Here is a 25,427-nt window from a genome sequence, read left to right on the forward strand (position 1 = left end):
TAACATAAGTTAATGACACGTTTATTTAACAATAGCAATATTTAGACCAGTCTTCATCATGATTAGCAATAAAAACCAGAATAAACTGTCGTAGTTTTTGTCATGCCTAGTGTTTTGCGTTGAATGCAAACCTGAGTAACAGGGGAAACTAAAGCAATGTTTGAAGTTAGGGAACTGTCTTTATGGGCCGCCCCCGATGGGGCAGGGAATGGAACTTCGGTTATCGGCGGCGCAAGAATAAGGGACCGAGAATATGCGGCCGGTTTGCCTGTGCAGAGTGAGCCTCATCTGATGCTGGTCTGCAAAAGCAATCTGGAGCGTGAGTGCCTCTTCAATGGGCTGGTGATGAACGGGTTTAAACTGCCTGTCGTCAGCTATGCCGCAGTCGATAAGAATATGCCGTTAAACGGCGCAATCGTCGTTCTCATGCATATTGGTTCAAAGCGGCTTGCTGATCCTTTTTTTTCTGACGAAATTGAGGCGACAGTCAAAGCCTGGCATCCGATACCCGTTGTCCTTCTTGCTGAGCGCGAAGAGTGGCAGCAGGTACTCCGCGCTATGGAACTGGGCGCGCGCGGTTATATCCCAACATCGGTTGATATAAAGATTTGCGTGGAAGCGATCCATCTTGCAATGGCCGGTGGCATGTATGTGCCTGCATCCATGCTCATGAAACCTGCGGCGCAGAATATGGATGATGATGTGCTGGGGGAACTGCTGACTGCGCGTGAGGTTGAGGTCGTTCATGCAATCAGGGTAGGAAAGTCCAATAAAATTATCGCTTTTGAACTTGGAATGAGCGAAGGCACGGTAAAAGCGCATGTTCATAATATCATGCGAAAGATCGGGGCTGCAAATCGAACGGAAGTTGTCTGCAAGCTCCATCAGATGTATGGAACTCAATTGAACGCAGAATGAAGGCCTGTCCAATATTCGAACATGAATACACAAACAAAAAATGCGGCATTATCCAACAGCTGCATTTTGACGGGGTCGCGTTGTTTGAGGAAATGAGTATATTTTTCAAAATTCGAATAAGTTAGGTTTATGCGCACCCAGAAGAAAGAGTAGGGTGTGTGTCTGATGGATTGTAAAAATCAACAAGCGGTGTGGAGAGACAATGAGTTTCTCCCTGATTTTTCATCAAGCGGTTGCTTTCTTTAGCAAAACAGCGAAATTACGAACCTGTTATAAGAACAATTCTGTTGCCGGGAACAAAATGCAGCTTACCCCTCGTCACAATGCAATTCTGGATATCGCCCGCAGGCAGGGGCAGGTTCTCGTCGATGATCTGGCGAGTGTTTTCGATGTAACGCCGCAGACGGTGCGCAAGGATCTCAATGATCTGTGCAAGGCGCGTTTGCTACGGCGCATTCATGGTGGTGCGCTTTATCCATCCGGCGTGGAAAACATGGAATATGAAGCGCGGCGCCGCATTGCAGCGCATGAAAAGGAGCTCATCGGTCGTGCGGCCGCTGAAATGATTCCCGATGGTGCGTCGCTGTTCATCAATATCGGCACGACCACCGAGGCTGTCAGCCACGCGCTCATTGATCATAACAATCTGATGGTCATCACCAACAACATCAATGTCGCCAATACCCTGCGCGTTTATCCCGAGATTGAGGTCATTATTGCTGGCGGCGTTGTGCGTGCGTCCGATGGCGGTATCGTCGGGGAGGCGGCGGTTGATTTCATTCGGCAGTTCAAGGTCGATTACGCAATCATCGGCGCGTCGGCAATCGATGAGGATGGTGCGCTGCTGGATTTTGATTTCCGCGAAGTGAAGGTGGCACAGGCGATCATCGCCAATGCGCGCCACGTCATTCTGGTGAGCGACTCAACCAAGCTGGAGCGAGCAGCGCCCGTTCGTCTCGGACATATTTCGCAGGTTCACAGCTTCATCACTGATCGATGCCCCTCACAGCAATTGCGCGATTTGTGCCGTGAAAATGAGGTCGAACTCATCGAAACGGTGAAAGAAGCCTTCGCAGAACAGAAAGAATCGTAGTTTCGTTTCATTTTCGTTTTGCTTTCGTATTAAATCAATTATATTCGCTTTGGTGATCGGAGAGGATCTTCAGGTTTCGCCATGGCACAAGATAAAATATTTGACATTTTCGTAATTGGCGGCGGCATCAATGGATGCGGCATCGCAAGAGACGCGGTTGGTCGTGGCTTTAGCGTTGGGCTTGCCGAGATGAACGATCTGGCAAGTGGCACCTCGTCGCGTGCCACAAAGCTCATTCACGGCGGTTTGCGCTATCTGGAGCATTACGAATTCCGCTTGGTGCGCGAAGCGCTGATGGAGCGCGAGGTGCTTTGGGCCAACGCGCCGCATCTGATCCACCCGATGCGTTTTGTGTTGCCTTATCATAAGGGCGGAGTCCGCCCGGCATGGCTTTTGCGTCTTGGCCTGTTTCTCTATGATCACTTAGGTGGCCGCAAGAAGCTGCCAGCCACGCGCACACTTGATATGCGCACCGATCCCTCGAGCGCACCGTTGAAGCCGCTTTTCACCAAAGCTTTCGAATATTCCGATTGCTGGGTGGATGATGCGCGCTTTACAGCGCTGACTGCGCGCGATGCGGCTGATCGTGGTGCGATGATCCGCACGCGTGCAAAGGTGGTCTCGGCGCGCCGCGACCATGAAGCATGGACGGTAACGCTTGAAAACACAGATACAGGACTGCGCGAAGAGTTTCGTTCGCGTCTCTTGGTCAATGCTGCCGGTCCATGGGCGGATAAGGTATTGGAAGGTGTCGAAGGTGATCGCCAACTGCACAATGTGCGACTGGTGCAGGGCAGCCACATCGTGGTGCATCAAAAGTTCTCCGACCCGCGCTCCTATTTTTTCCAGAACAATGATGGCCGCATCATCTTCGCTATTCCTTATGAGGATGATTTCACGCTGATTGGCACCACAGATCAGGATTATAAGGGCGATCCGGCGAAAGTTGCGATCAGCGACCAGGAAACCGATTATCTCTGTGCTGCGGCAAGCGAATATTTCCGCGAGCCGGTGCGCAGAGAGGATATTGTCTGGACCTATTCCGGCGTGCGCCCGCTCTATGATGACGGGGCCAGCAAGGCACAGGAAGCAACCCGCGATTATGTGCTCAAAGAAGATGCGCCGCAGGGTGCCGCACCACTGATCAATGTGTTTGGCGGTAAGCTGACCACAGCCCGCAAACTGGCCGAACATATGCTTGAGAAGATCGAGCATCATCTGGGCAAAAAGGGCGCGCCATGGACCCATGCAGCCTCTCTGCCGGGCGGTGATTTTGAAGCAACGGCTTTCGATCAGGAGCTTGAAAAGCTAAAAGCGGATTATCCGTTCTTGTCAGCACTCCATGCCCGCCGCCTGTTTAAGCTTTATGGAACCCGCGCGCGCGTTCTGCTGGGAAAAGCGACGTTATTGGCCGAGCTTGGACAGCATTTTGGCAGCGATCTTTACGAGACTGAAGTGCGCTATCTCATAGAGCATGAATGGGCGCATACGGCAGAAGATATTCTCTGGCGCCGTAGCAAGCTTGGCTTGCGTTTGAGCGTAAACGAGGTTGCTGCTCTCGAAACTTTTATCGAAGCTACCAAAGTCGCGTAACCGTTCGCTTGCAACCTGTCCTATAAAAAGTCATTATCCTTCCATTCGGCGGTTTCCAGCCTTTCTGGGAGGAAAACATGGGTGCACCGCAAGACAGAATTCATGCTGACCGCATTCAGTCCGCGATAGATACGGGCGGTGCAGCGCGTTCGGCGCTGGTCGCCTCATGGCGACGGTCTTCGCGCCTCTATGGGCTTGATCCTGCGGAAGTGGGGGCTGTTCAAACGCTTTCCGATCATGAATTGCGCAATGCGCGTCAGCGTATGGAACGCGTGATCAGCATTGCACAGGCCAGCATGGACCGCCTTTATATGGCGGTTGGTGGCGTGGGCTGCTGCGTGCTTCTGGCTGACAGTCAAGGCGTGCCGGTTGAGCGCCGTGGTGCGGCGGGTGACGACGATACGTTTTATGACTGGGGCCTATGGACGGGTGCGGTCTGGAGCGAAGCGGTCGAGGGCACCAATGGAATTGGCACCTGTCTTGCCGAACAGCGCGCTTTGACCATTCATCGTGACCAGCATTTTCATACGCGCAATATTGGACTTTCCTGCACGGTAGCACCCATTCATGACCATCAGGGCCGTCTGATGGCGGCACTTGATGTTTCGTCCTGTCGCAGTGATCTGACAGAGGCTTTCGTACAACTGATTTCAGTCGCGGTCATTGACGCTGCACGGCGGATTGAAGCCGAGAATTTCCGGCAGGCTTTCCCGGATGCGCGCATTATGCTGGCCCCAAGTGCTGACCGCACCGGCGGCGCACTGATTGCGGTTGATAAAGACGATCTGGTGATCGGTGCCACGCGCGCAGCCCGCCTTTCGCTCGATTTGACCGATGATGCTCTTGCGACCGCCTTGCCTGCGGCTGATCTTCTTGGCTGGAATGCCGATCCGCGTGAGGATATGGCAGAGTCTGAACGAAGCGTCATTCTCCGTGCCATCGCGCGTGCCGAAGGCAATGTTTCATCGGCAGCCAAGCTTCTGGGCATCAGCCGTGCCACGCTTCATCGTAAGCTTAATCGCCTTAAAATCACACGGCCAAATTAGTTTTTCCAATATGTCTCATTATTGAGACACATTGATGCAGCATATTACGGGGCGCTGGATGACTCCTCCCAAGAGCCGCGCCACATTGTGTCTGAAACGCCGTAGGAGCGGCGTTGAATTTCGGGAGGAATACCATGAACAAGGTTGAATTTCATCGCTCCGTAAAGCCGGAGTTTGCCAAACGTTATGGCAATTTCATCGGCGGCAAATGGGTAGAACCCAAGTCGGGCCGCTATTTCGAAAATACATCGCCGGTCAATGGTCAGGTGCTTTGCGAAGTCGCGCGTTCTGAAGCGGCGGATGTTGAAGCAGCCCTTGATGCAGCGCACGCAGCAAAAGAGGCCTGGGGCAAAACAAGCCCTGCTGAACGCGCAGTGATCCTCAACAAGATTGCTGATCGTATTGAAGCCAATCTGCCAAAGCTCGCGGCTGCCGAAACATGGGACAATGGCAAGCCGATACGAGAAACCACCAATGCCGATCTGCCGTTGGCCATCGACCATTTCCGCTATTTTGCCGGTGCAATCCGTGCGCAGGAAGGTGGCATTTCCGAAATCGATCACGATACGGTTGCTTATCATTTCCATGAGCCACTCGGTGTTGTCGGCCAGATCATCCCATGGAATTTCCCGCTTTTGATGGCTGTGTGGAAGCTCGCACCAGCCCTTGCTGCCGGTAATTGCGTGGTGCTCAAGCCTGCTGAACAGACACCTGCTTCGATCCTCGTTCTGATGGAAGTCATCGGCGATTTGTTGCCTGATGGCGTGCTCAATGTGGTCAATGGCTTTGGTCTTGAAGCGGGCAAGCCGCTGGCCTCAAGCCCGCGCATCGCCAAGATCGCCTTTACGGGTGAAACGACGACTGGCCGTCTCATTATGCAATATGCCAGCCAGAACCTCATTCCAGTGACGCTGGAACTGGGTGGCAAGTCGCCAAACATCTTCTTCTCCGACGTGACAGCCGAAGATGATGATTATTTCGACAAGGCAATTGAAGGCTTTGTGATGTTCGCGCTTAATCAGGGCGAAGTCTGTACCTGTCCAAGCCGTGCGCTGATCCATGAAAAGATCTACGACAAGTTCATGGAACGGGCACTGAAGCGCGTTGAAGCCATCGTGCAGGGTGATCCACTTGATCCGGCAACCATGATCGGTGCGCAGGCCTCCAGCGAGCAGCTTGAGAAGATCCTCAGCTATATCGATATTGGCAAGCAGGAAGGCGCGGAAGTGCTGACCGGTGGTGGACGCAATGAGCTGGCCGGTGATCTCGCAGGTGGCTATTACGTCAAGCCGACCGTGTTCAAGGGCAACAACAAGATGCGGATTTTCCAGGAGGAAATTTTCGGTCCTGTTGTGTCGGTCACGACCTTTAAAGACGACGCCGAAGCGCTCGCGATTGCCAATGATACGCTTTACGGCCTCGGTGCCGGCGTCTGGACGCGTGACGGCACACGCGCCTATCGCTTTGGTCGCGCCATTCAGGCTGGCCGCGTCTGGACCAACTGCTATCACGCCTATCCGGCGCACGCGGCATTCGGCGGTTACAAGCAGTCGGGTATCGGTCGCGAAAACCACCTCAAGATGCTCGACCATTATCAGCAGACCAAGAACATGTTGGTGAGCTACAGCCCGAAGAAGCTTGGCTTCTTCTAAAAGAACAAAATGGTCCGGGATATTCAATCCCGGGCCGTTTTCCTTGTTTCCTCCCAGGAAAGGGTCGGGTTGGCCGGCCACGGTGCCTGCCAATCCGACCCTTTACAGCGCATCCCGAAAAGTGTGAAGCGGTTTTCTGGAAAAGATGCGCGATATAAAACAGAAGGATGTTTTCGAAATGGCTAAGACAATGAAAGCTGCTGTGGTTCGCGAGTTTGGCAAACCGCTGACCATTGATGAAGTGCCAATTCCGGTGCCGGGCGATGGTCAGATTCAGGTAGCAATTCAGGCATCCGGCGTGTGCCATACCGATCTTCATGCTGCTGAAGGTGACTGGCCGGTAAAGCCAAACCCGCCATTCATTCCGGGTCATGAAGGCGTCGGCTTTGTCTCTGCCGTGGGCAAGGGTGTCAAGCATGTGAAGGAAGGCGATCGCGTCGGTATTCCATGGCTTTACACGGCTTGCGGTCATTGTGTGCATTGTCTTGGTGGCTGGGAAACGCTCTGCGAAGAGCAGCTCAATACTGGCTATTCAGTCAATGGCGGCTTTGCTGATTATGTGGTTGCCGACCCGAATTTCGTTGGCCACTTGCCAAAAAACATCGAGTTTAACGAAATTGCGCCGATCCTCTGCGCAGGTGTGACGGTTTATAAGGGCCTCAAGGTCACCGACACCAAGCCGGGCGACTGGGTGGTGATTTCCGGTATTGGCGGGCTTGGCCATATGGCGGTGCAATATGCCAAGGCCATGGGGCTTAATGTGGCTGCCGTTGATATTGATGACAAGAAGCTTGATCTTGCGCGCAGGCTTGGTGCGACGGTCACGGTCAATGCCAAGACGCATAATGATCCGGCAGCTTATATCAAGAAAGAAACTGACGGTGGAGCTCAGGGCGTGCTCGTGACGGCTGTTTCGCCTAAGGCTTTTGAGCAGGCCATCGGCATGGCTGCGCGTGGCGGAACAATCGCATTGAATGGTCTTCCGGCTGGCGAATTTCCGCTGTCGATTTTCAACATGGTGCTCAATGGTGTGACCGTGCGCGGCTCCATCGTTGGTACGCGTCTTGATTTGCAGGAATCGATCGACTTTGCAGCAGATGGCAAAGTTAAGGCGACCATCCGCACCGATAAGATCGACAATATTAATGCGATTTTTGATGAAATGCGCGCAGGCCAGATCGAAGGCCGCGTGGTTATGGACCTGACGCAGTAATCGGTCCATACTATCATCAGAGCCGCCGTAGCAATGCGGCGGCTTTTGTATAGCATAATCCGACCGGAGCGGAGTGAGGATCGATAAGATTATGCTTCAAGCAAAAGACTGTAGAGCGCCGATCTGATTTTATCAGATCGAAACGCGCTCTGTGGGAGGAGGAACCATGCCGCAAGTCTTGGAACAACAGCAGGTCACAGCGACCGATGCAGCGCTGGAGCTGATCGCTGAATTGCAGGCTGAATATGGACCGATTATGTTCCACCAGTCTGGCGGTTGCTGCGATGGGTCATCGCCGATGTGCTATCCGCAGGGCGATTTGCTGCTGTCTGACGCTGACGTGAAGCTCGGCGAAATCGGCGGCGCACCATTTTATATCAGCGGTTCGCAATATGAGGCATGGAAACACACTGAACTGATCATTGATGTTGTGCCAGGGCGCGGCGGTATGTTCTCGCTCGATAATGGCCGTGAAAAGCGCTTTCTCACCCGCTCAAAGATATGTTTGATTTAACTCTTTGCGTTAAACAGCAAAGCAGCTAGTAGATGATGCATATCACTGGGGAGAGAGTGCATTCCGGCCATGGCCGCATCCAATAAAAGAGCAACCATCCATGATGTGGCGCGTCTTGCCGGCGTGTCGATCAAAACCGTTTCGCGTGTTTATAATGACGAGCCGAATGTCCGCGACACGATCCGTGAGCGGGTAAAAGAGGCGGGTGCTGAATTGCGCTATCGCCCCAATGCCGCAGCGCGCAATCTGGTAGAGCGCCGCTCGCATCTCATCGGGCTTTTCTTTGAAAATCCGAGCCAGAGCTATGTCACGGAATTGCAGATCGGCGCGCTGGATCGTCTGCGCGGCACCCGCTACCGGCTTCTGATATTCCCCGTCGAGAACCGTGCAGATATTCGCGGGTCGCTGATCGAAACAGCGCACGCGTCTGGTCTTGATGGGATTATCGTAACGCCCCCCATGTCGGACGATCCGGAAATTTTGCAGGAGTTGATTGCATCCGCGATGCCGTTTACGCGTGTGGCGGGTGATTTTGGCGTGCATCCCACAGACAGCATTGCGATTGACGATGAGAAAGCAACCTGCGATCTCATGCAATATCTGCTTGATTTGGGACATAGGAAGATTGCAATCGTCCTTGGCGATCTTACGCATCGTTCAGCGCAGTTGCGCGTTGAGGGCTATCGCAAGATGCTGGATCAGGCGGGTATTACGCATAATTCTGATTATGAAGCGCAAGGCGGCTTCAGTTTCGCAAGTGGGTTGGAAGCAGGGCGAAAACTTTTATCGCTGCAAGACAGGCCGACGGCTGTTTTTGCCTCCAATGATGATATGGCGGCGGCCGTTCTTCAGGTCGCTTATGATTACAAGATCGATGTGCCGCATGATTTGACCATTGTGGGGTTTGATGACAGTGCCATTTCGAGCATGGTTTCGCCGCAGATTACCACCGTGCATCAGCCAATCCGCGAAATGACCTATGACGCAGTGGATATGTTGCTCAGCCAGATTGAAACCGGCGAAGCATCGCCTTCACGCCATATCGATTACAAGCTGATTATTCGGCAATCATCAGGCAAGGTTTCCAATTAAAAAATGGGCCGGTTTCCCGGCCCATTTTCTTTATGGCAGTTCAAGCCCTTTGGTCAGTTCCAGCGCCTGCCGTTCGAACAGACGGCGATAGATACCGCCGGGCTTGCGGATAAGCGCATCGTGATCGCCTTCTTCCAAAATTTGGCCCTTGTCGAAGACCAGCAAGCGGTCAAGCGCACGAACCGTTGAAAGCCGGTGTGCAATCACGAGCGTTGTGCGACCGATCATCAGCCGTTCCATAGCCTGCTGGATCAGCACTTCCGATTCTGAATCAAGGCTTGATGTCGCCTCATCCAGAATAAGGATCGGTGCATTGGCCAGAAACGCACGGGCAATCGCCACACGCTGACGTTCACCACCCGAAAGCTTCACACCGCGCTCACCGACAAGTGTCGCATAGCCCTTTGGCAGACGCATGATGAAATCATGCGCGCTTGCAAGCTTTGCAGCTTCTTCAATCTCCGCCTGTGTTGCACCGGGGCGGGCATAGGCAATGTTTTCGGCCAGTGTGCGGTGAAACAGGATCGGTTCCTGCTGCACGATAGCAATCTGCGATCTAAGTGAAGCCTGTGTAACTTCGGCAATGTTCTGTCCGTCAATGCGGATCTCACCGCCACTGACATCATAAAGACGCTGGATCAGCTTGACGAAGGTCGTCTTGCCCGAACCTGAATGACCAACCAGACCAATCCGTTCACCGGCTTCGATCCTGACCGAAAAGTCGCGATACAGTGCTGCATCATGATTGCCATAATGGAAGGTGACGTTATCAAACGTGATCTCGCCATTTCCGATCCTGATTGCGCCAGCACCGGACCTGTCGGCAATGCCGTAAGGCTCGGCCTCAATCTGAACCAGTTCTTCCATGTCGTTGACCGAACGCTGTAGGTTGCGGATATGCATACCCACATCACGCAGATAGCCCTGCAACATGAAGAAGGCCGTCAGAACGAAGGTGATATCACCCGCCGTTGCCTGCCCTTGGCTCCAGAGATAGAGCGCAAAGCCAATCACCACACCGCGCATGATGAGCAGGTTTGCACCTTGAATAAAGCCGTTGAGCGTGCCGATCAGCCATGTGCGGCGTGTGCGCGAGCGCCATTTGGTAACGACTCGTGCAAGACGTCCGTCTTCGCGTGCTTCGGCACCGAATGCCTTCACAACCGCATTGCATGAAATGGCATCGGCCAGAGCACCGCCAAGTCGTGTATCCCAGCTGTTGGCAAGTGTTGCCGCAGGCGCAACAAAGCCCAGTGAAATCACAATCGTGCAGACGATGAAAAGCACAGAGCCGATTGCCACCAGCACGCCCATCATTGGCCAGTACCATGCAAGCAGTGCAACCGAGCCGAACAGCATCAGGATTGATGGCAGAAGCGCAAGCAGCAGCGTGTCATTGAGCAGATCAAGCGCCCACATACCGCGCGAAACCTTACGCACGGTCGATCCGGCAAAGGCATTGGCATGCCAGTCGGTCGAAAAGCGTTGCAGCTTGTGAAACGCGCTCGCGGCCATGTCACTCATGATCTTCAGCGTGAAGTCCGTGATGACATAAAAGGTCAGCTGACGTGTGATGAGCGCCAAAGCACCCAGCGCAAGCAGCATGATCAGCGCATGAATGGCTGCATCCCACGCCCCATCCTTGCCGAGTGAAAGGGCATCAACCAGCCGCCCTGAATAGAGCGGTGTGAGAACATCTGCGGCTGTTGCAAGCAGCATGCTGATGATGATCAGCGTCAGCCGCAGAGGCTGACTTCGCCAGTGGCTGAAGGTGTAGCCGAGGACGCTGCGGAAAACAGGCCCCCGGAAATTGATACGAAACCGGGCCATATGAATATTACCAGACCGCACAAGCGCGGATTCTGGTTCCTTTAAAAGCATTTTCAGCAAGAAGTGCGATGCGGTTTTGCGCCGGCACATGCGTGAAAACGAAGACAAAACAAACAGCTGCTAAGAGCTGCGGCAAATTTGGAAGTGTTTAGGAATGCGCCCTTTGGGAAAGGACAGTGAGGCCTTAGCCTCTATTGCGGGCCAAGGACTTAAAGCTCGGAAGCGCCCGCGTTGACACCGGGCACCGACGGAAATGGATAGACACGCATCTCATACCTCTTGCCAGTGTTTCAGATGTGTGCACAATAAATGAGCAAATCTATTTGCCAAGTGGCAAAATGCAGAAATTTGTTTTCGGCCTATTGAGTGTGGCAAAAATGCTGCCTTACAGCTTTCGGGGCCATGCGGCGAGCTTGCGCGCAAAATGCGCGATTGTTGCATGCAGGATCATGGTGAAGGCGGCCAGCACAAACAGGCTTGCAAACATCAGATCGACCTTGGCGCGGCCGTTAGCCAGCAGCATCAGATAGCCAAGGCCTTTCGATGCTCCCACCCATTCGCCGACCACAGCACCGATGGGCGCATAGACGGCTGCAAGGCTTAATCCTGACGCAAGCGAAGGGAAAGCTGCGGGAATGCGCACGCGAAACAGAATCTGCAAGCGTTTGGCACCGAGATTTTCAGCGGCATTGATCAGTGTCTGATCGGTTCGCTGCATTCCATCAAGAAAAGTGGAGGCGACTGGAAAGAAGATCATCAAAATGGTGACGGCAATTTTTGATGCCGGTCCATAGCCGAGCCAGAGGGTGAGGATCGGGGCCAGCGCAAAGATTGGAATCGCTTGAGAGAACACCAGCATGGGCATGACGAGCCGTTGTGCGAGCGGCGACATCATCAGCGCGATAGCTGTGAGCACGCCAATGGCGGAACCCAGAAACAGCCCGCCCAGCACTTCGCCAAATGTCACGACGGCATTATCGGCAATCAGCTGCGCATTGGTAATCAGCGACTGCACAACGTCGAGCGGACCGGGCAGGATGAAGCGCGGCATCTGCCAGATGCTCACCACGGCCTGCCAGAGTATGAGCACAGCAATCGCCGACGAAAACCCGTCGGCGATGCGTTTTTTGCGCGAGCGAGGTATCACGCTCGTCATGCTCCTTTAAGGCCCATCGACCAGAAATCTGCTTCGAGCCTGCTGGCGGTTGCAAAAATCTGGCAGAGCTTTGGCCAGCGCGGACTGTTCTCGAAATCCGGGCCGAGGCGGTTCATTGCGGCCTGATCAAAAAGCCTGCCAACCGTGTGGCACATTTCCTGATAATCAGCGCCTGCATAGGTGTCGATCCATTCCTGATAGGGCGTGCCGGTATGGGCAGTGGCCGCGAGATTGACGCCGATCTCGCCATAGCCATGCGCGCAGGGCACAAGTGCGGTCAAGAGGTCGAGGAAATCGCCTGCCTGTCCGCAATCGAGCACGTAACGCGTATAGGCGAGGTTTTCCGGCTCTTCACGCGTGTTGTAAAGATCGTCTTCACTGATGCCTTCGCGTGCACAGATGCCGACATGCAGCGGCAGTTCCGTGACAGTTAGTCCATGCATGATTTCGGCACAGAGCCGCGTTTCCTGCAAGCTGCCTGCCTTCACAACACCCAGCGCAAAGGCGCGGGCATAGTGATGCAGATAGACATAATCCTGCCTGAGATAATGCAGGAATGCCGATTTCGGCAGCGTGCCATCGCCCAGTCCGCGCACGAATTCATGATCGATATAGGGAGCCCAGTCTTCAAGCGTTGCGGCACGCAGACGGGTGAACAGCTCGGATGAATAAAGCGGTTGAGTGGTCGTCATGGCTTGTCGCCTTTCGCATTCACATCAATCGCCAGTTTCTCAACCGGCAGGATCGAAGGCACGAGACCGTTTTCGTTGAGATAGGCTTCGTAGCGGTTCCAGCGTCCGTAATCGAGACTTGCGGGCGAGCGTGAGAAACGGGCCACTGTGTCTTTCCATGCGCGCTGGTTCAGTTCGTCTTTGAGTTCAGAACTATAGGACGCAAACAGATCGTAGCTTTGCTCTGGATGATTGACGATATATTGCGCGGCTTTTTCGGTGGCTGCAAGGAAGCGCGAAATCCTCTCCTTTTCCGCAGCATCGAGTTTGTTTGCATTGGCAACATAGACCAGCTCGTCATAGACCGGCACGCCTTCTTCCTCGACGAAGAAGCATTTGCCAGCAACCCCTTCAACCGCCATCTGGTTGAGTTCGATGTTGCGATAGGCGCCCATCACGGCATCGACCTGCTTTGACATCAACGCCGGTGCCAGAGAGAAATTCACATTGATCAGCTCGATATCAGAAAGTTTTATGTCGTGATTGCCGAGGATTGTGCCGAGCAGTGTTTCTTCAACGCCGGCTACCGAGAAGCCGATCTTCTTGCCTTTGAGATCGGCAATTGAATTGACCGAACCATCATCGCGGACCATCAGGCAGTTGAGCGGGGAATCGATAAGAGTACCAACGCGGATCAGCGGAATATCGGCGTGGACATCAAGATGCACCTGCTGCTGATAGGAAATTGCGAGATCAGCCTGTCCAGCCGCAACCATTTTGGGCGGCACGGATGCATCCGCAGGGGCGATGATTTCCACATCAAGACCAGCATCCTTGAAGTAACCGAGTTTGTCGGCCACGATAATCGGGCCATGATCAGGGTTTACATACCAGTCGAGTATGAGTTTGAATTTATCGTTCGCCTGAGCTGCTTGAGCTGACATCAGGGCGAACGAAGCCGTGGCGCTGAAAAGCGCAGCAAAAATCAGTTTTTTCAATGTTTCCTCCTGAAACTAAATTACATAGGGGCGTGTAACTTCGATCCATTCCCGCACGCGGGCTTCGGGATCGGGATTGAGAGTGATGTCGGTGACGACTGAAACAATGTCGGCTCCGGCTTTAAAGACGCTCGGCGCACGCTCCACATTCATGCCGCCAATGCCGACGAGCGGAATATCGCCGAGGGTGGCTTTCCATTGGCTGACACGATCCAGTCCCTGTTCATGCCATTTCATTTTTTTTAGAATGGTCGGATAGACAGGACCGAGTGCGATATAGGCAGGCCGTAGCGCTAATGCGCGATCAAGTTCAGCCTCATCATGACTGGATACGCCGAGCTTCACGCCGTTTACGCGGATTGCATCGAGATCGGCATCATCAAGGTCTTCCTGGCCCAGATGAATGAAGTCGCAGCCTTCCTCAATCGCCAGTTTCCAGTAGTCGTTGACGATGAGCTGGCAATCATAGCGGGCGCAGATTTCGCGGGCCGCACGAATTTCCGTGCGCAATTCGCTGTCGCTCTTATCCTTGATGCGCAGCTGCACGAGTTTGATGCCAAGCGGCACCATGCGCTCACACCAGCTGGCACTGTCAAAGATCGGGTAGAACGGATCAAGGGCCATTACACAAACGCCTTTCCGATGAGAGGAGTGGAGGGCGTAGCCATGTCGCGGGCTTCAATCGGGTCCGCTTCATAGGCGATGCGACCAGCTTCAACGGCGAGCGCAAAGGCGCGGGCGATGGCGGCGGGATCACCCGCTTTTGCAACGGCGGTGTTGATCAGCACGGCATCAAAGCCAAGCTCCATGGCGGTTGCAGCGTGCGATGGCACACCAATCCCTGCATCCACAACCAGGGGAATATCGGGGAAATGCGCGCGCATGGTTTTCAGCGCATAAGGATTGTTGAGGCCGCGGCCCGAACCAATCGGCGCACCCCAAGGCATCAGCACCTTGCAGCCTGCCTCAATCAGTTTTTCCGCCACCACCAGATCGTCATTCATATAGGGAAAGACGTCAAAACCCTCATCGCAGAGAATACGCGCTGCTTCGACCAGCCCGAATGGATCGGGTTGCAGCGTGTCGTGATCGCCGATGACTTCAAGCTTGATCCAGTTGGTGCCGAAAACTTCCCGCGCCATTTTTGCCGTGGTCACAGCTTCCCGCGCCGTGTGACAGCCTGCCGTGTTGGGCAGAACCGACACACCCAAATCTTTGATGAGGGTCCAGAAGTCCTGACCTGCACGCTGGTTCCCGCTCTCGCGCCTAAGCGAGACCGTCACGGTTTCCGTCTTGGACGCGCGAACGCTGTCGGCAAGAATAGCGGGTGATGGATATTGCGCCGTTCCCAAGAGCAGGCGGCTATCAAATGTTTTTCCGTAAAATTCCAGCATCTTTAGCCTCCCTGCATGGGGGCGAGCACTTCAATGCGGTCGCCTTCGCGGATCAGGGTTTCTTCGCGCTCGTCGCTTGCAATGAATTCACCATTGAGCGCGGTTGCAACCACCGCTTCATCCAGTTCGATTTCTGCAAGCAGAGCAAAAAGATTGGCGCTTGTGGTCTCAAAGACCTCGCCGTTCAGAATAATGGTCATGCCATTTCCTCTAAAAATTCTTGTCCTTGTTCGGCCCCGGTTGCTGCTGCAACAGCCATGCGTGCAACCGCTGGTGACAACAGAAAGCCGTGCCGGTAAAGCCCGTTGACATAGATTGTTTGGCCACGTTTACGCACACGCGGCAGATTGTCGGGGAAGGCGGGGCGGGCATCGACGCCGGTTTCCAGAATTTCCGCCTCGCCAAAGGCAGGATGCAGTGCATAGGCGGCACTTAGCATTTCAAGTGTCGAGCGAACGCTGATGCCGCCCCGCTCATCGCTTTCGATCATGGTTGCGCCGATCATGTGGATGCCGTCGCCACGCGGTACGATGTAAAGCGGAATGCGCGGATGCAGCAGGCGCACAGGACGCGAAAGATTGATGTCGCGCGAGCGCACAATCAGCATTTCGCCCTTCACACCGCGCAGATCGGTAAGCTGATCGCGTGCTGCCAGACCACGTGCATCAACCGTTATATCTGTGTCGATTTTGACGTCTTTCGCATCTTGTCCGAGATGAAAGACCACGCCTTTCTTTTGCAGGTTTTCGGCAAGCTCAATCAGTGTTTCCCGTGGGCTGAGATGGCCTTCTTGCGCAAAGAAAAGCCCCTGCCGGAAACGGCCTGCAAGGTCCGGTTCCAGTGCATCAATGTGTTCTTGATCAATCGTATCAAAGGCTTGGGTGCGACGGGCAAAGCGGCGAAGCTCGGTTGCATCGCGATTATGCGATATGACCAGCGTGCCCTTGCGATGGACCGTTGAGACATGCCGTTCCCACCAGCCAATCGCCTCTTGTCCCAGTCTGACGACGGGTTCTTCCGCACTCTCGCCTTCGCACCATGGTGCCAGCATTCCGCCTGCAAACCACGAGCAGCAGTCAGCGCCGATTGCGGTGCTTTTCGCAATCACGGTGACAGCATGTCCCTGATCGTTAAATTCCGCAGCGCAAGCGAGACCAGCAACGCCAGCGCCGATGATGGTAACGCGCATTATACCATCTCCCATAAAGCGTGGAAGTGGTGCACGGGGCCGTGCCCGCTTCCGACCTGCAAGCTGTTTGCCGAGCGAATCGCCGCCTGCAGATAGGCGTGAGCCTCATGAAGTGCTTGTTCTAAGACCAAGTTTTTGCCAAGGCCGGCTGCAATGGCTGACGAAAGCGTGCAGCCGGTGCCATGGGTGTTCTGTGTGTCGATACGTGGCGCTTTCAGCGTAATGGTTGGCAGGTCCTTGCGGATGAGGAGGTCAGCGCAGACGTCGCCTTCTGCATGTCCGCCCTTCATGAGCACGGCCTTTGCGCCGAGCTTGAGCAGGGCGCGTCCCTGTTCTTCCGCCTCATCGTCATTGCGCGCAGTTGCACAATCGAGCAGGCAAGCAGCTTCCGGCCTGTTGGGCGTTAGAACGCTTGCAAGTGGGATCAGTTCATCGCGCAATGTCGAGATTGCCGCTTCGCTTAAAAGCCTGTCGCCGGATTTCGCGACCATCACCGGATCAAGAACCACCGGTCTGGAGAATGATGCAAGGCCTTTGGCGATGGCCAGAATGGTTTGCGGCACGGACACCATACCGATTTTGACCGAAGCCACATTGAGATCGCTGAAGACGGCATCGATTTGTGCAGCAACGATTTCAGACGGAATGTCATGGACAGCTGTGACGGCCAGTGTGTTCTGCGCTGTGATTGCGGTGATCACGCTTGCACCATAGACGTTGAGCGCTGAAAAACTCTTGAGATCAGCCTGAATGCCCGCGCCGCCGCTGCTGTCGGAGCCGGCAATCGTCACGCAGATAGGCACGGATGCACCACTGCTTGCTTTGGTTCGGGAGAGGCTTTGTCTTAAATCCATCATGTCGTCTCTCATTCCGAACGGAAAATTGAGACGTCATGAACTTGCTTTTGGGGCTTTGCCCCATGGAGGATATTTCCTCCTTGTTCGCGACGCGCCAAACTCCGTTCCCTACGCAGGTATTACCCGGATCAGGTTCAATGGGTTAACGCGATCAGCGTCTCTCAGCCTCTGATGAGGCACCCCAACGAATTTTGTGCTTTAGGCATAGGACGGAACGGCAGGTGGGTCAAGCAGCCTTAAGAATTGCAATCTGCAAATAAATTTATAAGCACCCCAATTTTCTATATGACTTTTTAAATAACCATGCGTTAAATCAATGCAGGGGAGAATGTCGTCCATTGCAGACGACTTACTTTATTCCTGGAGACATCCTCTCGCGGGGAGATTGGATCAGGGCCAGTCTGATGAGGGGACAATGATGAGGAATCGGGAAGCCGGTGGGGCTCACTCGGACGCTGCTTTGGTGCGCACATCCGAAGAGGATTTTCGCATTCTCTTTACAACGCACCCGACACCTATGTGGGTGTATGATCCAAAGACATTGCGTTTTATCGTGATGAATGAAGCGGCTTACGCGCTTTATGGATACCCGGCTCACAAAATACCTGAGATGACAGTTCTGGATATTCGTCCGCAAGCCGAGCGGGACCGGATGCTGGATGCCGTGCGCAGTGGAAGTGATCTGGAGCGGCCCGAAAGCTGGCAGCACCTCAAAGCCAATGGCCAGATCATTGATGTTGTGACCTATGGGCGTGAGGTCATCTTTGAAGGCAGGCGGGCAATTCTTGCGATCGTGCAGGATATGACCGCGCTTGAGGAGGCCAACCGTCAGGCGAGCCATACCCAGTCGTTGCTTGATGGCCTTATCGACAATATGCCGCTTGGCGTCTTCATCAAGGACATGCAGGACAAAGGCCGTTACCTTCTCTATAACAAGGCTGCATCCACGATAAGCGGTTATAAAATTCAGGATGTAATTGGCTCAATTGATACGGAAGTTTTCCCACGTGAGGAAGCAAAGCTTCTGACGCAGCAGGATCGTCTGGCGATGCGCCGCGAGGGTGTTTTGACCCTTGAGCGTGATATTCGTAGCGCGGACGGGACTCCACGCAGGCTGCGGATCATCAAGCGTCCAATCCCACCCGTTGATGGTGGCAGTTCACGTTATCTGATTGGGCTCATGGAAGATATTACCGAGCGCACACAGACCGCACAGCGCATGACACATATTGCCATGCACGATAGTCTGACCGATTTGCCGAACCGCGCCTATTTTTCACAATATATTGAAACTATTCTGAAAAAGGGTGAGCGCGCACCGGCATTTGCGCTGTTCTATCTTGATATCGATCACTTTAAGACCATCAACGACAGCAGGGGCCACCAGATCGGCGATTTGCTGCTCACGCAGGTGGCCGCACGCCTCAAGAGCATCACAACCTGCGAGCAGTTTTTGGCGCGTTTGGGTGATGATGAGTTCGCCATTATCTTCCGCAGCGATACGATTTCCCAGATTGCAATGTTTGCTGATTGCCTTCTTTCGTCCTTTCAGGATCCATTTGATCTTGGTGATACAATGGAATTCGTCTCTTGCAGTGTTGGCATCGCCCATGCCCCTTTGCATGGCGAGGATCCTGACGCGCTGATGCTGAGTGCTGATCTTGCGCTTTATGCTGCCAAGGCTGATGGCCGCAGGACGTTCCGTTTCTACCAGCATTCGCTGCGACTGGCCGTCGAAAAGCGCCACGCCATGACTTCCGATCTGCGGATGGCGTTGGCCGCGCAGCAGTTTGAGCTCCATTATCAGCCGATTTTTAATCTCGAATCAGGGCGTATATCCGGTTTTGAAGCTTTGCTGCGCTGGCGTCATCCATCGCTGGGCATGGTGTCGCCGGTCGAATTTATTCCGGTTGCGGAGGAAGCCGGTCTGATAGGGCCGATCGGAGACTGGGTGCTCAGGCAAGCTTGTCGCGAGGCTGCATCTTGGCCAGCCGATATCAAGGTTTCCGTCAATCTTTCTCCGGTGCAGTTCAATCAAAGCTTTCTGCTTGATTCGGTGACAGATGCTCTTGACGCTGCGGCTCTGTCTCCAGCGCGTTTGGAACTTGAAATCACGGAATCGGTGTTTCTTAAAAACAGCAAACATAACATTGAACTCTTATTCGAGTTGCGTCGTTTGGGCGTGCGGATTGCCATGGATGATTTCGGAACCGGCTATTCATCGCTGAGTTATCTGCGCTCGTTCCCGTTCGACAAGATCAAGGTAGATCGCAGTTTCGTGTCGGGTATCGAGCTTGATACCCGCGATCTTGCGATCATTCAGGCCGTGGCCACACTGGGTGCTGGCTTTCAGATTGTCACGACGGCCGAAGGCGTGGAAACCACGCAGCAACTTGAATGTTTGCGAAAACAGAATTTCGGTGAAGTACAGGGCTTTCTGATGGGGCGTCCGATGCCTGCAACTGAGGTGCCTGAATTCATTCAGACCCGCTGCGGATCGATTCTCGCTGCAATGCATCCTCAAAACGAAATGGTCGTCTGAAAATCATTTCGGTATAAGACTTGACCTTCCAACGGTTGGAAGGGTTATGTATTCATGCAACTCACGAATTCGCTCTTGATAAAAGAGCTGGAAGGGATTGCCATGAACAAGCCAGTCAAACCCGAAAACACAAGTTTCGCTATTCCCGTCGAGGGGATGAGCTGCGCCTCCTGCGTGTCTTCCGTTGAGAAGGCAGTCGCGAAAGTGCCGGGCGTCGACAAGGTGTCCGTCAACCTCGCAACCGAGCGCGCCGATGTGACCTTCAAGGCCGCGCCTGACATGCCCGCTGTCATCGATGCGATCCGCAAGGCGGGTTATGATGTGCCATCGGGAAGTGCCGATCTTGCCATTGAAGGCATGAGCTGCGCTTCCTGTGTGAGCAAGGTTGAAAAGGCATTGAATGCGGTGCCGGGCGTAACCCGTGCCAGCGTTAATCTTGCGACCGAACGCGCGCATGTTGAACTTGCGGGGCAGGTGCCACTGGGCGACCTTATCAAGGCGGTTGAAAACGCGGGCTATGAAGCCCGTTCTCTCGAAGAAGCGCTGAGCGATGCGAAGCAGGAAACGCAATCCGACAAACGCGATGCCGAAGCGCTTGATCTGAAAAAGAACGCTATCTTTGCTGCGGTTCTGACACTGCCGGTTTTCATTCTGGAAATGGGATCGCATCTTATTCCAGCGGTGCACATGCTGGTCATGGATATGATTGGAACGCAGAACAGCTGGTATTTCCAGTTTGTGCTGACCACGCTTGTGCTTTTTGGCCCCGGCATGCGCTTTTTCAAAAAAGGTATCCCAGCCCTTCTGCGCGCAGCCCCCGATATGAACTCACTGGTTGTGGTCGGCACAACTGCCGCCTGGGGCTTTTCGGTTGTTGCGACCTTCTGGCCAGATATTCTGCCTGTCGGTACGGTCAATGTTTACTTTGAAGCTGCCGCCGTCATTGTCACGCTGATCCTGATTGGTCGCTATCTGGAAGCGCGCGCCAAAGGCCGAACTTCGGCGGCAATCAGCCGTCTCGTTGGCTTGCAGGCGAAGTCAGCACGCGTCGTGCGCAATGGTGAAACAGTTGATGTGTCGCTGGAAGATGTGCGCGCTGGTGATATTGTGCAGGTGCGCCCGGGTGAGAAAGTTCCGGTTGATGGTGCGGTGATCGAAGGCTCGTCCTATGTGGATGAATCGATGATTACCGGCGAACCTGTTCCTGTTGCCAAGGATGCGGGTGCAGAAGTTGTTGGCGGCACGATCAACAAGACGGGCGCTTTCACCTTCCGCGCCACAAAAGTTGGCCGCGATATGGTTATCTCGCAGATCGTGCGGATGGTTGAGGACGCACAGGCCGACAAGCTGCCCATTCAGGCGAAGGTCGATAAGGTCACGGGCTGGTTTGTGCCCGCGGTTCTGGGCGCTGCGGTTCTCACCTTCATTGCATGGCTTGTTATCGGTGGCACGGCCATGATGGGCTATGCGCTGGTCAACGCCATTGCGGTTGTTATCATCGCTTGCCCATGCGCTATGGGCCTTGCCACGCCGACTTCAATCATGGTCGGCACGGGTCGCGCCGCTGAATTTGGCGTTCTGTTCCGCCGTGGTGATGCGCTGCAAACCTTGCGCGATGCCTCGGTGATTGCGGTTGATAAGACCGGAACGCTGACACAGGGAAAGCCAGCACTCGCGCATTTTGCTGTCGTTGATGGCATTGATCAGGACGAAGCGCTGGCGCTGGTTGCAGCGGTGGAAGTGCGCTCCGAACATCCGATTGCCGATGCCATTGTGGTGGCTGCAAAGGAAAAGGGCCTGAAGCTCGCCGATGTTTCTGCCTTTGAATCCGTTCCGGGTTTCGGGCTGAAAGCCACTGTATCGGGCCATGAAGTCGCCATTGGCGCTGATCGCTATATGCACAAGCTTGGGGCTGATGTTGCAGTTTTTGCCGATGATGCAAGCCGTTTGGGGGACGAAGGCCAGACCCCGCTTTATGCGGCAATCGACGGCAAGCTGGCGGCAATCATCACGGTTGCCGACCCGATGAAAGAAACCACGCCTGCCGCGATTGCAGCCATGCATGAGCAGGGGCTGAAAGTGGCAATGATTACCGGCGATAATCGCCGCACTGCACAGGCGATTGCCAAGCGTCTTGGCATTGACGAAGTGGTTGCGGAAGTGCTGCCCGATGGCAAGGTTGAGGCGTTGAAACGTCTGTCGGCTGGCGGCAAGCGCATTGCCTTTGTGGGCGATGGCATCAATGATGCTCCGGCGCTGGCTGCTGCCGATGTGGGCATTGCGATTGGCACCGGCACGGATATTGCGATTGAAAGCGCGGATGTCGTGCTTATGTCGGGTGACTTGCGTGGCGTGGTCAACGCGATTGCAATCTCCAAAGCCACGATCCGCAACATCAGTGAAAATCTGTTTTGGGCCTTTGCCTATAACGTGGCGCTGATCCCTGTTGCAGCGGGTATTCTTTATCCGTTTACCGGCACACTTCTTTCGCCGATGTTGGCGGCAGGTGCGATGGCGCTTTCCAGCATTTTTGTTCTCAGCAATGCGCTGCGCCTCCGGAGCTTCAAGAGCCCGATGGCTTGATCCTTTACCCTTGATCGGCAACCCTCTGGGTTGCCGATAGGTCTTTGGTTCTTTTACATGGTCGCCTCTGGATTTTTCCTTTTGCCGCCTATTTGTTTGGGCAGGCAGTGTTGTGTTGCCTGCAAAGCCATTTGCTGCAACACTTCCACCAAAATCAGGAATACCTCGAATTTCTCTATCCGTGCAGCTTTAGTCAGTCGAACTGCGATGCACGGCAGGGCCATGGTCACCACTCGAAGGGGGTAATGTCTTGCTTGTTTCTCTGACGGCTATTTTACTTTTATTGATAGGTCTTGGACTGGGTGCCGCAGGCATCTACCTTGTCACGCTGGGCGGCAGCTGGTTTTTCGTCATCGCTGCCATTGGCTTTCTTCTGACGGGCTTTTTCCTCCTCAAGAGAAGCGCAATTGCGCTTTGGATTTACGCAATCGTTATTCTCGGCTCGCTCGGCTGGGCCGTGTCTGAAGTCGGATTCGACTGGTGGGGACTTGGTTCAACAGGCGGCGTTATCGTTCTGCTTGGTCTATGGTTGCTCACCCCATGGATCAGAAAACCACTCAATGGTGGCGGCTTGCCACTGACCATTGCCACACTGGCGGCTTTGGTGGTTGCCGGTTATTCGATGACGCAGGATCCGTGGAATATTTCGGGCGACCTGCCCACCGAAAAGGTGGTTTCATCACCTGATCTGGGTGGCAATGTGCCGGATGGCGAGTGGCATCAATATGGCCGTACGCCTTATGGCCAGCGTTATTCGCCCCTCACACAAATAACGCCGGAAAATGTTTCCAAGCTGCAAGTTGCCTGGCAATATCAAACCGGCGATGTGAAGCAGCCACAGGATGTGGGCGAAACCACCTATCAGGTGACACCGCTGAAAATTGGCGATTCCCTTTACCTCTGCACGCCGCACAACTGGGCGATTGCGCTGGATGCGGCAACCGGCAAGGAAAAGTGGAAATTCGATCCCAAGGTCGGCTTCAATACGGACCGTCAGCACCAGACCTGCCGCGGTGTGAGCTACTGGAAAGATTCGACCGCAGCCGCCGGTGCCAAATGTTCCGAACGCGTTTATCTGCCGACTTCGGATGCGCGCCTGATTGCGCTTGATACGCAGACGGGTGAAATTTGCACCGATTTTGCCAATGGCGGCACGCTCGATCTTGGTCAGGGCATGAAATATAATCCGGCCGGCTATTATTATTCGACCTCGCCGCCGGCAGTCGTTGGTGACAAGATTATCGTCGGCGGTGCGGTCAATGATAATTATTCGACCGAAGAACAGTCAGGTGTTATCCGCGCCTTCGATATTCGCACCGGTGATCTCTTATGGAATTGGGATTCGGGCAATCCTGATGTTACGACGCCTTTGCCGGAAGGCCAGTACTACACGACGAACTCGCCCAACAGCTGGTCAGTTTTCAGCGTCGATGAAGGGCTTGGCCTGATCTTCATTCCGCTGGGCAATCAGGTTCCTGATCAGCTTGGCATGGATCGCAGCGATCATGTTGAGAAATACTCGTCGTCTATTGTCGCCCTTGATGTGAATACGGGACAAGTCAAGTGGGTGCGCCAGACGGTTCACCACGATCTTTGGGATATGGACGTTCCCGCTCAGCCGGTTCTGCTGGAGATCAACGGTGTACCGGCACTGGTTGGTCCAACCAAGCAGGGCGATATTTATGTGCTGGACCGCCGAACGGGTGAGCCAATCATCCCGATCAGCGAGATTGCGGCACCAACAGGCGCGATCGCGGAAGATCATACATCCCCAACGCAGCCGATCTCTGATCTGACATTCAGCCCGGCACCGCTTACAGAAAGCAGCATGTGGGGCGTGACACTGTTTGATCAGCTGGCATGCCGCATTGCTTTCCGCCAGCATTTCTATGAAGGCCGTTACACGCCGCCTTCGCTCAAAGGCACCATTGTCTATCCGGGCAATTTCGGTGTCTTCAACTGGGGCAGCGTGGCGGTCGATCCTGTGCGTCAGGTTATGTTCGGTATGCCGACTTATCTGGCCTTCACCTCAAAGCTCGTCCCACGTGCGGATGTTCCGCCACGCGGTCAGGATGAGAAGGGCAGCGAACAGGGTCTGAACCGCAATGACGGCGCACCGTATGGCGTCTTTATGGGGCCATTCGTCAGCCCGCTCGGCATTCCGTGCCAGACACCGCCATGGGGCTTTGTTGCGGGGGTTGATCTGCGCACCGGCAAAATTGCCTATAAGCACCGCAATGGGACAATCGAGGATATGGCGCCTGTTCCTCTGCCGCTTAAAGTTGGTGTTCCCGGTATTGGTGGCCCGATGATTACGGCTGGTGGCGTGGCGTTCCTTGGTGCAGCCGTGGATGACTATCTGCGTGCTTATGATCTCACCAATGGCAAGGTGCTTTGGGAAGCACGCCTGCCTGCGGGTGGTCAGTCAACACCAATGACCTATACCGTTGATGATGAGCAATATGTGCTGATGGTTGCCGGTGGTCATGGTTCGGTGGGCACGAAGCCCGGCGATTATGTGATCGCTTACAAGCTGCCGAAATAACACCGCTTATCAAACGAAAACGCCGGGATTTCCCGGCGTTTTTTCGTTCAAAGCTTTCCGTGCAGCAGTTCACCTTTTCGTGGCATTTTTCGGTGGGACTGTTCGGCGTTGCTGTTGGCCAGCTCCTGAATGATCGGGCAGTCGGGGCGATTATCCCCATGGCAGTTATGCGCGAGGTGACGCAACGTGTTGGCCATGTCCTGAAGCTGGCGCATCTTGGCCTCCAGTTCTTCAACATGAATAAGCGCAACCTTCTTCACATCCGATGATGCACGATTGCGATCCCGCCAGAGCGCGAGCAGTGCTTTGATCTGATCGACCTGAAATCCGAGATCACGGCTTGAGCGAATAAAGCGCAGCGTTTCGACATCTTTTTGCGTGTAGACGCGATAGCCGGAACTGGTCCGATCGGCGGCGTCGATCAGTCCGATGGCTTCATAATGGCGGATCATTTTCGCCGATATGCCCGATGCGGTGGCTGCCTGTCCGATATTCATCCCGTTCCTCGCCGCTTATAGAGCATTTCCTGTTTTGATTGAAT

Annotated in this window: 22 protein-coding genes and 1 riboswitch; of the genes, 11 read left to right on the forward strand and 11 right to left on the reverse strand. The window is 54.3% G+C overall.

The window, feature by feature from the left end; genetic code table 11:
* Positions 1–156: 156 nt before the first annotated feature.
* From ABE530_RS01235 to ABE530_RS01270, 8 genes are all read left to right on the forward strand, one after another.
* Positions 157–918 (forward strand): response regulator transcription factor, encoded by a 762-nt coding sequence (locus ABE530_RS01235; RefSeq protein WP_265982764.1) that lies wholly within the window; start codon positions 157–159, stop codon positions 916–918.
* Positions 919–1,219: 301 nt separating this feature from the next.
* Positions 1,220–2,011, forward strand: a complete 792-nt coding sequence (locus ABE530_RS01240) for a DeoR/GlpR family DNA-binding transcription regulator (protein ID WP_265982765.1) — start codon at positions 1,220–1,222, stop codon at positions 2,009–2,011.
* Positions 2,012–2,092: 81 nt separating this feature from the next.
* Entirely contained in the window at positions 2,093–3,604 is a 1,512-nt protein-coding gene (gene glpD, locus ABE530_RS01245) for a glycerol-3-phosphate dehydrogenase (protein ID WP_499693341.1), read from the forward strand.
* Between the two features lie 77 nt (positions 3,605–3,681).
* On the forward strand, positions 3,682–4,650 hold the full coding sequence (locus tag ABE530_RS01250) for a GAF domain-containing protein (RefSeq protein WP_499693342.1): 969 nt from the start codon (positions 3,682–3,684) through the stop codon (positions 4,648–4,650).
* A gap of 134 nt (positions 4,651–4,784) precedes the next feature.
* Positions 4,785–6,302, forward strand: a complete 1,518-nt coding sequence (adh, locus tag ABE530_RS01255; RefSeq protein ID WP_265982769.1) for an aldehyde dehydrogenase — start codon at positions 4,785–4,787, stop codon at positions 6,300–6,302.
* 178 nt (positions 6,303–6,480) lie between these two features.
* Positions 6,481–7,515 (forward strand): alcohol dehydrogenase AdhP, encoded by a 1,035-nt coding sequence (gene adhP / locus ABE530_RS01260; protein WP_499693343.1) that lies wholly within the window; start codon positions 6,481–6,483, stop codon positions 7,513–7,515.
* Between the two features lie 166 nt (positions 7,516–7,681).
* Complete coding sequence (locus ABE530_RS01265) at positions 7,682–8,029, forward strand: DUF779 domain-containing protein (RefSeq protein ID WP_265982771.1); 348 nt, start codon at positions 7,682–7,684, stop codon at positions 8,027–8,029.
* Positions 8,030–8,098: 69 nt separating this feature from the next.
* Positions 8,099–9,121, forward strand: a complete 1,023-nt coding sequence (locus tag ABE530_RS01270; RefSeq protein WP_499693344.1) for a LacI family DNA-binding transcriptional regulator — start codon at positions 8,099–8,101, stop codon at positions 9,119–9,121.
* A 30-nt stretch (positions 9,122–9,151) separates the two neighbouring features.
* Here the strand turns inward: ABE530_RS01270 and ABE530_RS01275 are convergent, their stop codons facing one another.
* From ABE530_RS01275 to thiD, 9 genes are all read right to left on the reverse strand, one after another.
* The gene (locus ABE530_RS01275) at positions 9,152–10,951 is read right to left on the reverse strand and encodes an ABC transporter ATP-binding protein (protein ID WP_265982773.1); all 1,800 of its coding nucleotides are present in this window, start codon (positions 10,949–10,951) and stop codon (positions 9,152–9,154) included.
* Between the two features lie 385 nt (positions 10,952–11,336).
* Entirely contained in the window at positions 11,337–12,107 is a 771-nt protein-coding gene (locus ABE530_RS01280; protein ID WP_499693345.1) for an ABC transporter permease, read from the reverse strand.
* Complete coding sequence (gene tenA, locus ABE530_RS01285) at positions 12,104–12,799, reverse strand: thiaminase II (protein WP_265982777.1); 696 nt, start codon at positions 12,797–12,799, stop codon at positions 12,104–12,106. Before tenA ends, ABE530_RS01280 begins: the two co-directional genes overlap by 4 nt.
* Positions 12,796–13,776, reverse strand: a complete 981-nt coding sequence (locus ABE530_RS01290; protein ID WP_499693346.1) for an ABC transporter substrate-binding protein — start codon at positions 13,774–13,776, stop codon at positions 12,796–12,798. The genes tenA and ABE530_RS01290 overlap by 4 nt, the downstream gene beginning before the upstream one ends.
* Positions 13,777–13,791: 15 nt before the next feature.
* Positions 13,792–14,400: a thiamine phosphate synthase gene (locus tag ABE530_RS01295; protein ID WP_499693347.1), complete on the reverse strand. Its 609-nt coding sequence runs from the start codon at positions 14,398–14,400 to the stop codon at positions 13,792–13,794.
* Complete coding sequence (locus ABE530_RS01300; protein WP_499693348.1) at positions 14,400–15,170, reverse strand: thiazole synthase; 771 nt, start codon at positions 15,168–15,170, stop codon at positions 14,400–14,402. The genes ABE530_RS01295 and ABE530_RS01300 overlap by 1 nt, the downstream gene beginning before the upstream one ends.
* Positions 15,171–15,172: 2 nt before the next feature.
* A complete protein-coding gene (thiS, locus tag ABE530_RS01305; RefSeq protein ID WP_499693349.1) occupies positions 15,173–15,370 on the reverse strand; it encodes a sulfur carrier protein ThiS in 198 nt (65 codons plus the stop codon).
* Positions 15,367–16,359: a glycine oxidase ThiO gene (thiO, locus tag ABE530_RS01310; protein ID WP_499693350.1), complete on the reverse strand. Its 993-nt coding sequence runs from the start codon at positions 16,357–16,359 to the stop codon at positions 15,367–15,369. Before thiO ends, thiS begins: the two co-directional genes overlap by 4 nt.
* Positions 16,359–17,213, reverse strand: a complete 855-nt coding sequence (gene thiD, locus ABE530_RS01315) for a bifunctional hydroxymethylpyrimidine kinase/phosphomethylpyrimidine kinase (protein ID WP_499693653.1) — start codon at positions 17,211–17,213, stop codon at positions 16,359–16,361. The genes thiO and thiD overlap by 1 nt, the downstream gene beginning before the upstream one ends.
* A gap of 91 nt (positions 17,214–17,304) precedes the next feature.
* Positions 17,305–17,410: riboswitch (TPP riboswitch) on the reverse strand.
* A gap of 224 nt (positions 17,411–17,634) precedes the next feature.
* On the opposite strand from thiD, the gene ABE530_RS01320 reads away from it, so the two are divergent.
* On the forward strand, positions 17,635–19,758 hold the full coding sequence (locus ABE530_RS01320) for a sensor domain-containing protein (protein WP_499693654.1): 2,124 nt from the start codon (positions 17,635–17,637) through the stop codon (positions 19,756–19,758).
* A gap of 102 nt (positions 19,759–19,860) precedes the next feature.
* Positions 19,861–22,341 carry a heavy metal translocating P-type ATPase gene (locus ABE530_RS01325; RefSeq protein ID WP_499693351.1) on the forward strand — a complete coding sequence of 827 codons (2,481 nt, stop codon included), beginning with the start codon at positions 19,861–19,863 and terminating at the stop codon, positions 22,339–22,341.
* A gap of 53 nt (positions 22,342–22,394) precedes the next feature.
* Here ABE530_RS01325 and ABE530_RS01330 read toward each other — a convergent pair whose 3' ends face one another.
* A complete protein-coding gene (locus ABE530_RS01330) occupies positions 22,395–22,565 on the reverse strand; it encodes a hypothetical protein (protein ID WP_265982790.1) in 171 nt (56 codons plus the stop codon).
* 26 nt (positions 22,566–22,591) lie between these two features.
* Between ABE530_RS01330 and ABE530_RS01335 the strand changes: the two genes are divergently transcribed.
* On the forward strand, positions 22,592–24,886 hold the full coding sequence (locus ABE530_RS01335; protein WP_499693352.1) for a glucose/quinate/shikimate family membrane-bound PQQ-dependent dehydrogenase: 2,295 nt from the start codon (positions 22,592–22,594) through the stop codon (positions 24,884–24,886).
* Positions 24,887–24,933: 47 nt separating this feature from the next.
* On the opposite strand, the gene cueR is transcribed toward ABE530_RS01335, so the two are convergent.
* Positions 24,934–25,383, reverse strand: a complete 450-nt coding sequence (gene cueR / locus ABE530_RS01340; protein WP_265982793.1) for a Cu(I)-responsive transcriptional regulator — start codon at positions 25,381–25,383, stop codon at positions 24,934–24,936.
* Between the last annotated feature and the right edge of the window lie 44 nt (positions 25,384–25,427).

It is taken from the genome of Brucella sp. TWI559, assembly GCF_039674265.1.
GTDB classification, from domain to species: Bacteria; Pseudomonadota; Alphaproteobacteria; order Rhizobiales; family Rhizobiaceae; genus Brucella; species Brucella chromiisoli.

What these genes read in the sequence shown, in the direction of transcription:
- ABE530_RS01235 (WP_265982764.1), top strand. Translation starts at nt 157, where the DNA reads ATGTTTGAAGTTAGGGAACTGTCTTTATGGGCCGCCCCCGATGGGGCA.
- ABE530_RS01240 (WP_265982765.1), top strand. Translation starts at nt 1,220, where the DNA reads ATGCAGCTTACCCCTCGTCACAATGCAATTCTGGATATCGCCCGCAGG.
- glpD (WP_499693341.1), top strand. Translation starts at nt 2,093, where the DNA reads ATGGCACAAGATAAAATATTTGACATTTTCGTAATTGGCGGCGGCATC.
- ABE530_RS01250 (WP_499693342.1), top strand. Translation starts at nt 3,682, where the DNA reads ATGGGTGCACCGCAAGACAGAATTCATGCTGACCGCATTCAGTCCGCG.
- adh (WP_265982769.1), top strand. Translation starts at nt 4,785, where the DNA reads ATGAACAAGGTTGAATTTCATCGCTCCGTAAAGCCGGAGTTTGCCAAA.
- adhP (WP_499693343.1), top strand. Translation starts at nt 6,481, where the DNA reads ATGGCTAAGACAATGAAAGCTGCTGTGGTTCGCGAGTTTGGCAAACCG.
- ABE530_RS01265 (WP_265982771.1), top strand. Translation starts at nt 7,682, where the DNA reads ATGCCGCAAGTCTTGGAACAACAGCAGGTCACAGCGACCGATGCAGCG.
- ABE530_RS01270 (WP_499693344.1), top strand. Translation starts at nt 8,099, where the DNA reads ATGGCCGCATCCAATAAAAGAGCAACCATCCATGATGTGGCGCGTCTT.
- ABE530_RS01275 (WP_265982773.1), bottom strand. Translation starts at nt 10,951, where the DNA reads ATGGCCCGGTTTCGTATCAATTTCCGGGGGCCTGTTTTCCGCAGCGTC.
- ABE530_RS01280 (WP_499693345.1), bottom strand. Translation starts at nt 12,107, where the DNA reads ATGACGAGCGTGATACCTCGCTCGCGCAAAAAACGCATCGCCGACGGG.
- tenA (WP_265982777.1), bottom strand. Translation starts at nt 12,799, where the DNA reads ATGACGACCACTCAACCGCTTTATTCATCCGAGCTGTTCACCCGTCTG.
- ABE530_RS01295 (WP_499693347.1), bottom strand. Translation starts at nt 14,400, where the DNA reads ATGGCCCTTGATCCGTTCTACCCGATCTTTGACAGTGCCAGCTGGTGT.
- ABE530_RS01300 (WP_499693348.1), bottom strand. Translation starts at nt 15,170, where the DNA reads ATGCTGGAATTTTACGGAAAAACATTTGATAGCCGCCTGCTCTTGGGA.
- thiS (WP_499693349.1), bottom strand. Translation starts at nt 15,370, where the DNA reads ATGACCATTATTCTGAACGGCGAGGTCTTTGAGACCACAAGCGCCAAT.
- thiO (WP_499693350.1), bottom strand. Translation starts at nt 16,359, where the DNA reads ATGCGCGTTACCATCATCGGCGCTGGCGTTGCTGGTCTCGCTTGCGCT.
- thiD (WP_499693653.1), bottom strand. Translation starts at nt 17,213, where the DNA reads ATGGATTTAAGACAAAGCCTCTCCCGAACCAAAGCAAGCAGTGGTGCA.
- ABE530_RS01320 (WP_499693654.1), top strand. Translation starts at nt 17,635, where the DNA reads ATGAGGAATCGGGAAGCCGGTGGGGCTCACTCGGACGCTGCTTTGGTG.
- ABE530_RS01325 (WP_499693351.1), top strand. Translation starts at nt 19,861, where the DNA reads ATGAACAAGCCAGTCAAACCCGAAAACACAAGTTTCGCTATTCCCGTC.
- ABE530_RS01330 (WP_265982790.1), bottom strand. Translation starts at nt 22,565, where the DNA reads ATGGCCCTGCCGTGCATCGCAGTTCGACTGACTAAAGCTGCACGGATA.
- cueR (WP_265982793.1), bottom strand. Translation starts at nt 25,383, where the DNA reads ATGAATATCGGACAGGCAGCCACCGCATCGGGCATATCGGCGAAAATG.